Here is a 14,369-nt window from a genome sequence, read left to right as displayed (position 1 = left end):
TCACAGTGAACCGGTTACGGAGCCGAACTTCTCCCTAGAAAAGCGACCGTCAATCCATTCTCCTTTGAGCTCAAGCATTGAGACCTGTTCTAATCAGCTCAGCAATCTCCTCTGGGCTCTTGTCAGCCACAGGAACGGTCATCGTGGCCAATTCTCGATAGAGGGCTTGCCGACTGTCGAAAATCGCCTTGAAGTCTTCCTTGCTATTCTTGAGAAAGAGGGGGCGTTTGTTGTCCTTATCCTGACGGATACGGTCATAAACCGTTTCAAAATCAGCCTCCAAGAAAATCAGGTCATGCCCTTGGAGCAGGATACGGTTGGCTGGATTCAGAACCACCCCACCACCAGGGGAAATCCAGACCTCTCCCAAAGCCAAGAGTTCCTTGAGCAAATCCGTTTCCAGCTGACGAAAGGCTGGCTCGCCTTTTTGCTCAAAGAAATCCTTGATTGGCATACCGATACGGTCTTCCAAAATCGCATCCATATCGTAAAGCTGGTCTGTCAGGAGCTGACCGACAGTCGTCTTGCCAGCCCCCATAAAACCAATCAAAACCCTAGCCATGGATGAGTTCCTCCATTTGGTCGAAGAAGTTGGGGTAGCTGGTCTTGATAGCTTCAGCCCGCTCCAGCTCCACCTCACCGTCCTGGACCAGCAGCGCAGCAATGACGGCCATCATGCCGATGCGGTGGTCACCAAAGGTGTTAATGGTCGCCCCATGCAGGGTGGTCTTGCCCTCAATCACCATGCCGTCCTCGGTCGGTGTGATGGCTGCACCCATAGCGTTTAGGGCATCAGCCACCACCTGAATCCGGTCAGTCTCCTTAACCTTGAGCTCCTGGGCATCGCGGATAAGGGTCTGACCCTCGGCCTGAGTCGCCAAGAGGGCAATAATGGGCAACTCGTCAATTAGGCGAGGAATGATGTCGCCAGCGATTTCCGTCCCGTGGAGGTCTGACGTCTCCACCGTCAGGGTCGCCGACTTGGCCATCTCGTCCACCTGACTGATTGTGATTTTTCCGCCCATAGCCTGGATGACATCGAGGATTCCCGTCCGAGTTTCATTGATACCGACATGTTCCAGAACCACCCGACTGTTAGGAACAATCAGCCCAGCTACCAGCCAGAAGGCTGCGCTGGAAATATCACCTGGCACCACGACAGTCTGACCGGTCAATTCCTGACCGCCTGAAAGGCGGATTTCCTTACCGTCAATGGCAACTTGACCACCAAACTGGATAAGCATCTCCTCAGTGTGGTTGCGGGTCGGCTCTTTTTCGATGATGACGGATTGACCCTCAGCTTGCAGGGCCGCAAAAATCAGGGCTGACTTGACCTGGGCAGAGGCGACTGGCAGTTGGTAATGGATAGGCTTGAGGGACTTGCTGCCCTTGAGGTGCAAGGGGGGCAGGTCTCGGTCAGTCTGACCAGAAATGGTCGCTCCCATTTGAGACAGGGGCTCGGTCACCCGATCCATGGGACGCTTGGACAGGCTATCGTCACCGAACATCTCCACCTCAAAATCCTGACCAGCCAAGACACCTGAAATCAGGCGGATTGACGTGCCAGAGTTCCCCATATCGAGGGCCTTTTTCGGTGCTTGAAGCCCGTCAAAACCAACCCCTTGAACGGTCACTACCTGCCCATCGTCCTCAATAGTCACCCCCAAATCACGAAAGACCTGCATGGTGGAGAGAACATCCTCACCACGCAGCAACCCGTGAATGGTGGTCTGCCCCTTGGCCACACTACCGAACATGATGGAGCGGTGGCTAATAGACTTGTCACCTGGCACCCGAATGGTTCCTGCCAGACGCTCAACCTTGGTTCTCAGTTTCATATCGTCTCCTTGCTCAATCGAGGTGCTAGACTAGGTTGTTTCCTAACTAATCCTAGCTAATGACTGCACATTTCTATTTTTTCAGGCTTGACCTTACCCTAAAAATGTCTGATGTAATCATTGTGGCGGGCGACAGCCTCCTTGAGCTCCTCCATGTTGTCTGATGAGAACTTGGCAAGGATTTCTGTCGCTAAAACGGTTGCCACGACATTTTCCATCACGACACCAGCCGCTGGAACAGCCGTTGGGTCAGACCGCTCCACGCTAGCCTTGTAGGGTTCATGGGTTTCGATATCGACACTCATGAGGGGCTTGTAGAGGGTCGGAATAGGTTTCATGACTCCACGCACCACGATGGGCTGGCCATTGGTCATGCCTCCCTCGAAACCGCCCAGGTTGTTGGACCGGCGGGTGTAGCCGTCCGCCTCGCTCCAGGCAATCTCGTCCATGACCTCGCTACCTGGCAGGTGACCGGCCTTGAAGCCGACACCGAATTCAACCCCCTTAAAGGCGTTGATGGAGACGACACCCTGAGCCAGCTTGGCATCCAGTTTTCTGTCCCATTGAACATAAGAACCCAAGCCGACGGGAACGCCGCCGACCACGGTTTCGATGATTCCTCCAATGGTGTTCCCCTCTTTTTTAATCTGGTCAATGTAATCCTTAATCTCCTGCTCCTTTTCAGGAGTGACAATGGAAACTTCAGACTGGCCAGCCCGCTCCTTGATGTCTGCGACGGTCAGACCGTCTGGAACCTGGACCTCAATGCCACCAAAGACCACAACATGGCTGGCAATATCTATACCCAATTCTTCCAAGAGCCGCTTGGCAACGGCACCGACTGCCACCCGCATGGTGGTTTCACGAGCCGATGACCGCTCCAGGGTATTTCGCAGGTCGTCAAAGCGGTACTTCATGCCACCAACCAAATCAGCATGACCAGGGCGGGGCTTGGTCAGCTTGCGGCGGGCTTTGATCTTATCTTCGACATCAGCTACCGCCATAATTTCCGTCCAGTTTTTGAAATCACGGTTGGTCACATTGAGGGTGATGGGGCTGCCCATGGTCAGGCCATGACGGACACCCGAGGTGATTTCCACCTGATCACTCTCGATTGTCATGCGACCACCACGACCGTAACCGCCCTGGCGACGCTTGAGTTCACCGTTAATGTTTTCTGCTGTCAAGGGCAGACCTGCTGGCACCCCTTCGATAATGGCCGTCAGTCTTGGTCCGTGGGATTCTCCTGCTGTAAAATACCTCATCTTATCACTCCAAATAATCTCTCAGCATCTTATCACTCCAAATAATCTCTCAGCTCTACTAGGGGGATTTGGTTAATGGCCGCTCGCCCCAATTCAGGAACGATAACGGTTTTGATGGTCTTGCCTCGGGCTTTTTTATCGTGAGTTAAGGCAACGTAGAGGTCCTCAACTGGCCAAGGAGCAAAACGTGTTGGCAGGCCAAACTTGGCACACATGGCCTCAATTTGCTGGGTGATACCAACTGGCATCAGGCCTTTTCGTTCGGCCGCACGAGCCAGCTGGACCATGCCAATGGCGACAGCCTCGCCATGCATGACCTGACCATAGCCAGCCACCGTTTCCACCGCATGGCCGATGGTGTGACCAAAGTTGAGGTAGAGGCGGATGCCCTTGTCCAACTCATCTGCCACCACATGGTGGCGTTTGGTCTCGCAAGACCGATGAATGATGGTGGTGGCATGGGTCAGAATGTCATCAGGACCAGCCAAACCGTCCAAAAGCTGCCAAAGCTCTCGGTCGTAAATCAGACCGTACTTGATGACTTCCCCCATGCCCTCAACCAATTCACGGCGACCAAGGGTTTTTAGGACGGTCGGGTCAATCAAGACCCCGTCTGGTTGGGCAAAGACCCCCACCATGTTCTTGGCGAAATCAGTGTTGACGCCAGTTTTTCCCCCGATAGAGGCATCCACCTGGGCCGTCAGGCTAGTGGGAATTTGCAGGAAATGAATGCCCCGCATGTAGGTCGCTGCCACAAAGCCAGCCAAATCACCGACCACACCGCCTCCCAAGGCAATGATACCGTCACTCCTAGTCATGCCAAAATTGACCAGGAATTCGTAAGCTCGGTTGACCGTGGTCAGATTTTTGCTGGCCTCCCCTTCAGGGAAATCAAAAACGGCCACCTCAAAACCAGCCGCTTCCAGCTGGTGCTTGACCGTGTCAGCATAAAGACCACCAACACGGTCGTCAGTGATAATAGTAATTTTCTGCTCCTGCCAGAGACTGGCCACCCACTGACCAACCTGCTCTAAACTCCCCTCCTCAATGAGGATATCGTAGGGGTGGTGGGGTAAATCCACACGCACAATCATATCAATTCTCCTTGTAGGTTTCTTCTAGTGCCGTCCAGATTTTCTCGGTCGGCATGTCCAAACCCGTCCAAATCTTAAAGGAAATGGCTGCCTGATAAAGCAGCATGCCCAGGCCATTGATGGCTGGCAGGCCTTGTTTTCGAGCCCGTTTTAAGAGGGGCGTTTCAAAGGGTTGGTAGATGATGTCAGCAACAACCAAGCCGTCTGGCAAGCTGACCTCGGCACCCAGAGGCGAGGACTGGCCATCCATACCCACGCTGGTCGCATTGACCAGGAGGCTTGCTTCTTGCAGTCGTTCCTCCAAGAGCTTGCTATCCTCAAGGGGCAAAAGCTCAATCACCGTCCCTGTCTGCTCAGTCAGTTGCTGAGCCAAAGCTCTGCTATGGCCCAAAGAAGAGGTCCGCCTAAAGATGCTGATGGACTTGGCACCGTCTAAGGCTGCTTGGGTGACAATGGCTGTCGCTGCACCGCCGCCACCCAAGATGACCAGGTCCTGGCCCGCAACCGAGAAACCCAGCTCCCTCTCCAAACTCAGGAGAAAACCCTGACCATCAGTGTTGTGGCCAATCAGCTTGCCGTCCTCGTGGGAGATGCAGTTGACCGCTCCAATCAGAGTTGCCGCTGGGCTGAGCTCATCCAGAAAGGGGAGAACCGCCTGCTTATAAGGCATGGAGATGTTGAGCCCCACCATGTCGTAGCGGCGGATGTTGTTCAGGGTCTGATCCAAGTCCTCCTCGGCGATGTCCCAGGCCAGGTAAACGGCGTTGACGCCATGCTCTCGAAAGGCAAAATTCTGGATAAAGGGGGAGATGCTGTGCTTGATGGGTCTGGCAACAACGGCAGCCATTCTAGTATGACCGTTAATCTCCATAGAGAACCTCCCTCATGTGGGTCATGTCAGCCAGACTCAGCTGACCAGGAGCGCTGGCAGCCGTCAAGCTAGCAAAGGACCAGGACGAACCGACCAGATCACCCGCCAAGCGAGAGAGCTTGCCCAAGTTCCCCATGCTCATGGTCGCGTAGTCCTGATTAGGATTGAGGGTTTTGAAGCCTCGGGTATAGGCCATCAGGTCCAGAACATCCTGTTCCTGCTGGGGCATGACGGCAATCTTAACCACACGAGGGGCCAGGGCGGTCAGTTCCGAGAACATTTCCATCAGGTTTTCAGGTGTTCGGTCAAAGTTATGGTAGCTCAGAACCAGATTGGACAAGTCAGTGACCTGGTCAAAAACCGCCTGATGGGAATAATACTCAAAATCCAGATAAGCGGGCTGGTAGAGGTCGTTAACGTGGCGGATAAGGGCTACATAGTCCTCATCCGAAATGGCCAACTGCCCACCTTCTGCCACCGTCCGAAGGGTAAACAGGATGTCCTTGCCAGCAAATCGTTCAAAAACAGCTGGGGCTAGGGGCAAGATGTCCTCTGGGGCCAGATAATCTGCTCGCCATTCAATCAGGTCTGCCCCTTCAAAACTTGCCAAATCAAGCTGGGCCAGCTCCTCCAAGGAACCGGGCATAATGGATACAACTAATTTCATCAGCCTCTCCTTTTCTTATTCTTTCACATTCAAATTGATTGGTTTCATTTTACTATATTTTTTCATTCTAGTCACTTAATATTCTGACAATTTGAAAAAATACTTCCTGCCAACTCAAACGTCGCCTCATAAAGGCCTGCTTCTACGGAAGGGATAGCCTGGTTGGGACTAGACCAAAACTCCCCTTATCGTTAGTGAAGCATTGGTTTTTCACTTTGCACGATAGGGGGAGCTAATGAGTCAACTAGGGTAGCTGCTTCCTGTTAGAGCGAGCAGTTTAGCCGAGAGCGTCATACATCTCCCTAATCAGGGCTTCTGTCTTGTCCCAGCCCAGGCAGGGGTCTGTAATGGATTTGCCGAAAATCTCTGGGGTGTCCTGACGATCGTCTTCTAAGTAGGATTCAATCATAAAACCACGGACATGGGTTCTGATTTTCTCATTCCACTCGCGGTTAATCAGGGTCTGACGGACGATTCGAACCTGCTCCAAATACTGCTTTCCAGAATTATCATGGTTGGTATCAACCACGATGAAGGGATTGGCAAGACCCATGGTCTCGCACTTCTCAATAACCTCAAGTAGGTTCTCATAGTGGTAGTTGGGTTGAGCCTTGCCATACAGGTTAACCCCACCACGCAGAATAGCGTGAGCCAAGGGATTGCCAGAGGTTTCCACTTCGGCATTCTGATAAATAAAACTTTGAGCGGACTGGGCCACATAAATGGCATTGCACATGACCTCAAGGTTGCCGGAGGTTGGGTTTTTCATGCCCGTTGGGGCATCAATGCCAGAGGCGACGAAGCGGTGTTCCTGGTCTTCGACCGAGCGAGCCCCCACCGCATAATAGGAAACCAAATCGTCACTATAAACTAAATTGGACGGGTAAAGCAGCTCATCAGCAGTTGTCAAACCCGTTTCTGTGTTCACACGATAATGGAGTTTACGAACGGCCAGCACCCCCTTAATCAAGTCTGGCAAGTCTAAGGCGTTGGGCTGGTGGAGCGGCCCCTTATAACCATCCCCCTTTGTGCGGGGCTTGCCCGTATAGACCCGCATAACCATAAAGATTCTGTCCTGAACCGCCTCTTGCAACTTGGCCAAACGGCGGGCGTATTCCAGAACAGCTTCTTCATCATCTGACGAACATGGGCCGATTACCAACAGAATACGGTCATCCTCTCCCTTGATAATAGCCTCCAACTCCTTATCTCGATCAGATTTTTTGGCAAGCACCTCGCCCGACAAGCGATAGTTCTGGCGAATAGTCTCAATCGCAATCGGTTCCCCCTTTTGTCTGAACGCCACAGCTGGTTTCTCCCGTCTTTTTTCAACAATATTAGCTCATGTTAATCTATTCCCAACCATTCCTCAAACAGGATTGATTGTGAGAATCATCACTTAATATTCTATCATAAGACAGGACTGATTTCAAGAAAGGGATAGAAAGAAGAGGTCAAAAAGATAAAAACTGGTGAAAAAGTTAACAAAATTTTATAGGGTATCTCATTTCTAGCTCAATATATGCTATAATGGATTGACATAACCATATCTTCTGAGGTGAACCAATGATTGAACTGATTGCAACAGTCGAATCACTGAACCAGGCCGAGGAACTCTTGAAGGCTGGGGTTGACACCCTTTACTTTGGAGAAGACCGTTTCGGCTTGCGACTGCCCCACTCCTTCAGCCGTCAGGAACAGGCTGAACTGACCAAACTGGCTCATAGCTACGGGAAAAAGGTTTCAGTGGCGGTCAACGCCATTTTCCACAATGACGGCATCGCTGAGGTGCCAGACTACCTGGCCTTTCTCAGGGCTATCGGCGTTGACACCATCACGGCTGGGGACCCTGGGGTGGTTCAGGTCATGAAAAATCCTGACCTCTTTATCCCCTACCGCTACGATACCCAGGTGGTGGTCACGAGCTCTCGCCAAATCAATTTCTGGGCTGACCGTGGGGCAGTCGCAGCGGTGGTCGCTCGGGAAGTCCCTCGAGACTCCCTGAAAATCCTGACCAAGAAAGCCAAGGTGCCTGTTGAGTGCTTGGTTTACGGAGCGACCTGTATTCACCAGTCTAAACGGCCACTCTTGCAGAACTACTTTAACTATATCAAAGACACGGAAACCGTCGGCAAGGACAGGGGCTTCTTTCTCTCCGAACCCAACAAGCCTGACACCCACTACTCGGTTTATGAGGACACCAACGGCACCCATATCTTTGCCAATAACGATATCCTGATGGCTCAACACTTGCAGGAATTGGCAGAGATGCCTGTGCACCAATGGAAGTTGGAGGGGCTTTTCACTCCTCAGGACCAGTTCGTCAAAATCGCTCAGCTATTTGCCCAAGCCAAAGAGACTATCCAAGCTGGCGAATGGCACCAAGCCAAGGCGGACCAGCTGGAACGAGCGGTCAGGGAGCTCCACCCTGCCCATCGAGGGCTAGATACGGGCTTCTATCTCTTTGATCCCAAGGTTGTTAAGTAAGGAGGTTTGATGATGACACGTTTGAAAAAACCTGAGGTGCTGGCACCAGCTGGCACGCTAGAAAAATTGAAAACCGCCATTCACTACGGGGCGGACGCCTGTTTTATCGGGGGCGAGGCTTACGGGCTTCGCAGTCGGGCAGGAAACTTCGGTTACGACGAGATTCGTGAGGGGGTTGCCTTTGCCCACAAGCGGGGGGCCAAGGTCTATGTGGCGGCCAATATGGTCACCCACGAGGGAGACGAGGAAGGGGCTGGCGATTTCTTCCGTACCCTGCGGGACATCGGTGTCGATGCGGTCATCGTATCAGACGTTGCCCTCATGGACATCTGTGCCAGCGAGGCGCCAGGTCTGCCTATCCACCTCTCCACCCAGGCCTCTGCCGCCAACTATGAAAACCTCAATTTCTGGAAGGACGAGGGGCTGGAGCGGGTGGTTCTGGCCCGTGAGGTCAGCATGGCAGAAATTGTCGAGATGCAGGACAAGGTGGATGTGGAAATCGAAGCCTTTATCCATGGAGCCATGTGCATCTCCTACTCCGGTCGCTGCGTTCTGTCCAACCACATGGCCCAGCGGGACGCTAACCGTGGCGGCTGCTGCCAATCCTGCCGTTGGAAGTACGGCCTTTTCGACATCGACACGACCGGTGCCAAACGCCATGTGACCATGGGCGAACAGGACCAGGACGTCGAGCCCTTCTCCATGAGTGCGGTCGATATGACCATGATTTACAACATTCCTGATTTGGTCAATGCTGGCGTGGACAGCTTGAAAATCGAAGGCAGGATGAAATCCATTCACTACGTTTCCACCGTCTGCAACGTCTATCGGGCAGCCGTTGACAGCTACTGCCAAGACCCTGACAACTACGAGGTCAAACAAGAATGGATTGACGAACTCTGGAAGGCTGCCCAACGGGAACTCGCTACAGGATTCTACTACGAGATTCCAGATGAAAACAAACAACTCTTTGGCCCACGTCGCAAAATCCCTGCCTACAATTTCATCGGCCAGGTTTTGGATTACGACCCTGACACTCAAATCGCCACCATCCAGCAACGCAACAATTTCAAGGTCGGGCAGACCATCGAGTTCTACGGGCCTGGCATGCGTCACTTCGAGCAAACCTTGGAAGAACTATGGAACGAAGACGGCGAGCCCATTGAGGTGGCCCCAAACGCCATGATGATTTGCAAGATGAGAGTCAAGCACCCCGTCCAAAAATGGGACATGATTAGAAAGCAAAAATAGATGAGGAAGGCCTTTGGGAAGGCAAGCACCATTTCGCCAATCAGCTTGCCGTCGCAACCCGAACGCAGTATACTAGTGGCAAGATCAGTTTAGAAAGTGAACAAGCCCCATGCTCAGTCAAGAACGACAAAAAATCGATGCCATTGACCGCCAGATGGTCGCTCTCTTTGAAGAACGGATGGCCGTGGTCGAGGACATCGTGGCCATCAAAAAAGCCCAGGGCCTGCCTGTCCTTGATCAGGGGCGGGAAGACGCCGTCATCAGCAAGGTCCAATCCTACCTGACCAGACCTGAATTGGCTGACGACATCGCCCACATCTACACCGAAATCATGCGATTGTCCAGAGCCTTTCAGAGCAAGCAGTAAGCGACCACCTCTACTTTTCTTTTGAAAAATAGCAGAGCTTTAGAGGCTGTTTGAACTCAGTCAAAGCAAATCCAAACAAAAGTCGCCAACCCATGTCAAAAAGTTGAGTTTCCTCCTCAAAGATTTTATAATATGAACAGGATAATTAGAGAAAAGAGGACACGCATGACCCTGAATCACCTACTCCAAAACCTGCCATCAACCGCACCCATCCTCCAAGCCAGTTTCGGCCTGGAACGGGAGAGCCTCCGCATCACCAACCAAGGTACTGTGGCTCAGACACCCCATCCCAAGGCTTTTGGCTCACGCACCTTCCATCCCTACATTCAAACTGATTACAGCGAGGCTCAACTGGAATTGATTACACCTGTTGCCAGCTCCACCAAAGAAGCCCGTCGTTCTCTGGGGGGCATTAGCGATGTGACTGGTCGAACCATCGCCAAGGACGAGTACCTCTGGCCCCTGTCCATGCCACCACAAATCAGCGAAGACGACATCACCATCGCTGCCTTGGAAGACCAGACCGAATACGCTTATCGGGTGGGGCTGGCTCACCGCTACGGCAAACGCCTCCAATCCATGAGTGGCATCCACTACAATCTAGGCTTGGGTAAAGACTTGACCGCTCTGCTATTTTCCCAAAGCGGCTACGAGGACAGGTTGGCTTTCCAAAACGACCTCTACCTCAAGCTGGCCCAGAATTTTCTGCGTTACCGCTGGCTGTTGACCTACCTCTACGGGGCTAGTCCTTTGGCTGAGCCAGGTTTTCTCAAGGAGGATCTGACCGGCCCTGTCCGCTCCATTCGCAACAGTACCCATGGCTACGTTAACCACTCAGATATTCGGGTGTCCTTCGCTAGTTTGGACCGCTATGTGGCTGACCTTGAGGGTTATGTGGCGGCTGGCCAACTCTCTGCTGAGAAAGAGTTTTACTCGGCCGTCCGCCTGCGGGGCAGCAAACGCAACCGTGATTTCTTGACCAAGGGCATCAGCTACCTGGAATTCCGCTGCTTTGACCTCAATCCCTTCGAACCACTAGGCATCAGCCAAGTCACCCTAGACACCGTCCACCTCTTTGCCCTGGCCCTGCTTTGGTTGGACAGCAGTTCAGACATTGACCAGGATCTGTTGGTAGCTGAGCAACTCAATAACCGCATCGCCCTCAGTCACCCTCTGGACAGCCTGCCTGAGGAGGCTGAGGTTGAGAAACTCCTGACGGCCATGCAAGAACTGGTTGATCATTTTGACCTGGGCGATGGCTACCAAGGCCTGATTGACCAGATTAAAACTGCTGTCGCTGACCCTAGCCAGACCCTGGCTGGCCAACTCTTGGAGAAGGTTGAATCTGGTTCTCTGACGGCCTTCGGTCAGCAACAAGGACAGGCCTATCGGGACTATTTCTGGACTGCTCCCTATGCCCTCAAGGGCTACGAGACCATGGAATTGTCCACCCAGCTCCTCATGTTCGACGCCATCCAGAAAGGGGTCTCTCTGGAGATTTTGGACGAGGCCGACCAATTTCTCAAGCTCAGCCACAAAGACCACATCGAGTACGTCAAGAACGGCAACATGACTGCACGAGACAACTATGTGGTGCCTCTGGCCATGGCCAACAAAACCGTGACCAAAAAGCTCCTGGCCCAAGCGGGCTTCCCCGTGCCAGCGGGGAGCGAGTTCGCCAGTAAAGCCGACGCCCTCCGCTACTTTGGGCAAATCGCCGAGCACCCAATCGTGGTCAAGCCCAAGTCAACCAACTTTGGGCTGGGCATCTCGATTTTCCATGAACCAGCCAACCTAGAAGCCTATGACAAGGCCCTGGACATCGCCTTCGCTGAAGACCAGGCCGTCCTAGTGGAAGAATTTATCCCAGGCACCGAATACCGCTTCTTTGTTCTGGACGGCACCTGCGAGGCCGTGCTGCTACGGGTGGCCGCCAACGTGGTCGGAGACGGCAAGCACACCATCGCTGAACTAGTAGCCATCAAAAACCAAAATCCCCTGCGAGGGCGGGACCACCGTTCACCGCTGGAAATCATCAATCTAGGTGACATCGAACTCCTCATGCTTCAACAACAGGGTTACAGCCCAGAAACCATCCTACCTGCTGGTGTCAAGGCTGACCTGCGGGGCAATTCCAATATTTCCACCGGTGGGGATTCCATCGACATGACGGCTGACATGGATAACTCCTACAAACAGCTAGCCGCGGACATGGCCACGGCTATCGGGGCCTGGGCCTGCGGGGTGGATTTGATTATCCCTGACCGCACCCAGCCATCTCGCCCTGACAAACCCAACTGCACCTGCATCGAGCTCAATTTCAACCCCTCCATGTACATGCACACCTATTGCCATCAGGGACCAGGCCAAGCCCTGACTGGAAAAATCCTGGCCAAGCTCTTCCCCGAACTCCATTAAGACAAAAAGCAAACGGCCAACCGTTTGCTTTTTGTGATGTGACAACACCTGTCGTTAGTAACAAGCTGGGCCCAGCCCAAACCTGCTATTTTTTGTTCTGCCGCTTGTGCTCGTGAATGACCTTGAGGGCCCGCTTGCGGGTCTTGATGTTAGGGCTCTTGAGCTTGCGGTAGGCACTTGATAAATCCATGCGTTCTGCCATGTTCATTCTCCTTTTCTTGGGGATAAGAAGATTATAGCACAATTTAATTAACTGGTAAACTATATTGAACAACAAATTTTGAACACTCCCAAAAACCAACTAGAAGCAGCAAAAAACTTGCCCATCTCGGCCCTTAGGAAAACAAAAAAGTCCTCCAAATTTGGAAGACTTTTGATTTTTTCAGATAAACCTGACTGTTGGCTAGGCAAGGCGGTGCGGGCTGTACTTAGGGTACGGCAAACCGCCTTAACGACGTCAACAACAGTTTTAGCGAAAAAATTAACGACGCAGACCGAGTGACGCGATCAACTCACGGTAGCGGTTAACATCGGTACGACGCAAGTAAGCCAAAAGGTTACGACGGTGACCGATTTTCTTCATCAAACCGCGGTAAGTAGCGTGGTCTTTTTTGTGTTGCTTGATGTGGTCGTTGAGGTGGTTGATTTCCCAAGTCAAAACAGCGACTTGCACTTCAACTGAACCAGTGTCACCTTCGTGACGAGCGTATTGAGCGATGATTTCGTTCTTTTTCTCTTTTGAGATTGCCATGTTTTTTCTCCTTTTTTCTCCTCCAACTGAGTACTGGGATGGCGGCCCCAGAACCAAGAAGAGGTTATTGTCATAAAGACCTCTTTATTCTACCACGCCCCGTCGGTTTTGTCAAACCAGATGATGGCCGATTTTTTGGGGCAATAGCCGAGCTGGGCAGGTATTTTTCTAAACTAGACCAGGTCCTTAAACCAAGAACGAGACAGGGCTTGAATCGCTTTATCACACAACCCTTTCCTTACCAGTTCAAGAAGAGCAGCTGCCACAAAAACAAGAAGCCCCCGGGTCAAGACAAACCCAATCATCACGCCAAACTCCACATCGAGCGCTAGTTGACCAAAATTGATCAGCTGATGTAGCAAGGGACGAATAAAATTATTATCGTGAAAAATATAAATCCCCAAGGTTAAAGAAGACAAGCGATTAACCCACTGCCAAGAAAAATCTGGCAACAAGTCCACCAAGACAACAACAGCCACCGCAAAACAGACAGAGGAAAAATAGGAGGTATCCATAAATGCAACCCCTCTCAGCTCCTGTTGTGCATTTACCAACCAGAGGCTGAACCAACCGATTCCCAAAAACGACACGCTCATCAGCACCTTCTGCCAGGCAACAGCCTCCATCTGGCGATAGGCACCCCCAAGCAAATAAAGCCCAATAAACCAAAGCAGTTGATGGAAGGGATAAACAGTGAAGTAAGTCGGTACTAAACTACCGACCAAAAAAACAAGCAAAATCAGGAGCCACTTTCTCGCCCCTATCAACTGATGGAGCGTTTGGTTCAAAAAGGGCATGACCATTAACAACCATAGAAAAGTCTCCACAAACCAGACACTATCATCAAAAGGAAAGGCTAGCTTGACCAGCACTTCATTGGTTAAGGGCTGCCGCCAGATTACTAAAATCAGGGCTACAAAGACCATGGAACTATACAATTGCCCTAAAAGAGCCACTATCTTGGGCCAGGTTGATTTGTTTTGATAGACCGAAAAATAGCCAGTCACCAGAACAAAAATAGCATTAAGCGTAGCCCCCGAGGTAAAAACAAGCTCAAAGAAGCTTACCCCCCCCCCCGAATGTTCGGCTAGGGAAGGTTCCATGAACAATAATATGGAAACAAACAATGGCAAAAGTGGTTAAAATGCGAAGTATTTCAAATTTGGATTGACGAACACCTCTAGTCATCTCGGTTCTCCTCACGATAGTTTCCGTTCCATTTTATCATTTTTTGGAAAAACTGTACAGAAGAGGTTGGAACTGATATACTAAAACCAAACAAGATAAGGAGCGACAACACATTGACCATCCCAGCAGCTACCATCACGTCGCTGTGACAGACAGCCTTGGATGGATACAT

Annotated in this window: 14 protein-coding genes; 4 read left to right on the top strand and 10 right to left on the bottom strand. The window is 51.8% G+C overall.

What is annotated here, in order from left to right; genetic code table 11:
- Nucleotides 1-70: 70 nt before the first annotated feature.
- From AC3ARB_RS01080 to AC3ARB_RS01050, 7 genes are all read right to left on the bottom strand, one after another.
- A complete protein-coding gene (locus tag AC3ARB_RS01080; RefSeq protein WP_488320746.1) occupies nt 71-562 on the bottom strand; it encodes a shikimate kinase in 492 nt (163 codons plus the stop codon).
- Nucleotides 555-1,838, bottom strand: coding sequence for a 3-phosphoshikimate 1-carboxyvinyltransferase (gene aroA / locus AC3ARB_RS01075; RefSeq protein WP_488320745.1), 1,284 nt, complete (start codon nt 1,836-1,838; stop codon nt 555-557). Before aroA ends, AC3ARB_RS01080 begins: the two co-directional genes overlap by 8 nt.
- A 98-nt stretch (nt 1,839-1,936) precedes the next feature.
- A complete protein-coding gene (gene aroC / locus AC3ARB_RS01070) occupies nt 1,937-3,103 on the bottom strand; it encodes a chorismate synthase (protein WP_488320744.1) in 1,167 nt (388 codons plus the stop codon).
- 32 nt (nt 3,104-3,135) lie between these two features.
- Nucleotides 3,136-4,197: a 3-dehydroquinate synthase gene (aroB, locus tag AC3ARB_RS01065; RefSeq protein WP_488320743.1), complete on the bottom strand. Its 1,062-nt coding sequence runs from the start codon at nt 4,195-4,197 to the stop codon at nt 3,136-3,138.
- A 1-nt stretch (nt 4,198) separates the two neighbouring features.
- On the bottom strand, nt 4,199-5,068 hold the full coding sequence (locus tag AC3ARB_RS01060) for a shikimate dehydrogenase (RefSeq protein WP_488320742.1): 870 nt from the start codon (nt 5,066-5,068) through the stop codon (nt 4,199-4,201).
- Nucleotides 5,058-5,735: a type I 3-dehydroquinate dehydratase gene (gene aroD / locus AC3ARB_RS01055; RefSeq protein WP_488320741.1), complete on the bottom strand. Its 678-nt coding sequence runs from the start codon at nt 5,733-5,735 to the stop codon at nt 5,058-5,060. Before aroD ends, AC3ARB_RS01060 begins: the two co-directional genes overlap by 11 nt.
- Nucleotides 5,736-6,012: 277 nt before the next feature.
- Nucleotides 6,013-7,041, bottom strand: a complete 1,029-nt coding sequence (locus AC3ARB_RS01050; RefSeq protein ID WP_488320740.1) for a 3-deoxy-7-phosphoheptulonate synthase — start codon at nt 7,039-7,041, stop codon at nt 6,013-6,015.
- 260 nt (nt 7,042-7,301) lie between these two features.
- Here AC3ARB_RS01050 and AC3ARB_RS01045 point away from each other — a divergent pair, with 260 nt between their 5' ends.
- From AC3ARB_RS01045 to gshAB, 4 genes are all read left to right on the top strand, one after another.
- The gene (locus tag AC3ARB_RS01045; protein WP_488320739.1) at nt 7,302-8,222 is read left to right on the top strand and encodes a peptidase U32 family protein; all 921 of its coding nucleotides are present in this window, start codon (nt 7,302-7,304) and stop codon (nt 8,220-8,222) included.
- A gap of 9 nt (nt 8,223-8,231) precedes the next feature.
- Nucleotides 8,232-9,473: a peptidase U32 family protein gene (locus tag AC3ARB_RS01040; protein ID WP_488320738.1), complete on the top strand. Its 1,242-nt coding sequence runs from the start codon at nt 8,232-8,234 to the stop codon at nt 9,471-9,473.
- Nucleotides 9,474-9,582: 109 nt separating this feature from the next.
- Nucleotides 9,583-9,840, top strand: a complete 258-nt coding sequence (locus AC3ARB_RS01035; protein WP_488320737.1) for a chorismate mutase — start codon at nt 9,583-9,585, stop codon at nt 9,838-9,840.
- 165 nt (nt 9,841-10,005) lie between these two features.
- Nucleotides 10,006-12,258 (top strand): bifunctional glutamate--cysteine ligase GshA/glutathione synthetase GshB, encoded by a 2,253-nt coding sequence (gshAB, locus tag AC3ARB_RS01030; RefSeq protein WP_488320736.1) that lies wholly within the window; start codon nt 10,006-10,008, stop codon nt 12,256-12,258.
- A gap of 85 nt (nt 12,259-12,343) precedes the next feature.
- Here gshAB and AC3ARB_RS01025 read toward each other — a convergent pair whose 3' ends face one another.
- From AC3ARB_RS01025 to AC3ARB_RS01015, 3 genes are all read right to left on the bottom strand, one after another.
- Nucleotides 12,344-12,460: a putative metal homeostasis protein gene (locus tag AC3ARB_RS01025; protein WP_488320735.1), complete on the bottom strand. Its 117-nt coding sequence runs from the start codon at nt 12,458-12,460 to the stop codon at nt 12,344-12,346.
- Nucleotides 12,461-12,739: 279 nt separating this feature from the next.
- A complete protein-coding gene (rpsO, locus tag AC3ARB_RS01020) occupies nt 12,740-13,009 on the bottom strand; it encodes a 30S ribosomal protein S15 (protein ID WP_018164109.1) in 270 nt (89 codons plus the stop codon).
- 173 nt (nt 13,010-13,182) lie between these two features.
- Nucleotides 13,183-14,142 (bottom strand): acyltransferase family protein, encoded by a 960-nt coding sequence (locus AC3ARB_RS01015; RefSeq protein WP_488320734.1) that lies wholly within the window; start codon nt 14,140-14,142, stop codon nt 13,183-13,185.
- Nucleotides 14,143-14,369 lie beyond the last annotated feature (227 nt).

The sequence above is a fragment of the Streptococcus sp. ZY171113 genome, from assembly GCF_057748235.1.
The sequence above is the reverse complement of the archived record's forward strand: the minus strand, read 5'-3'. Positions and strand labels throughout refer to the sequence as shown.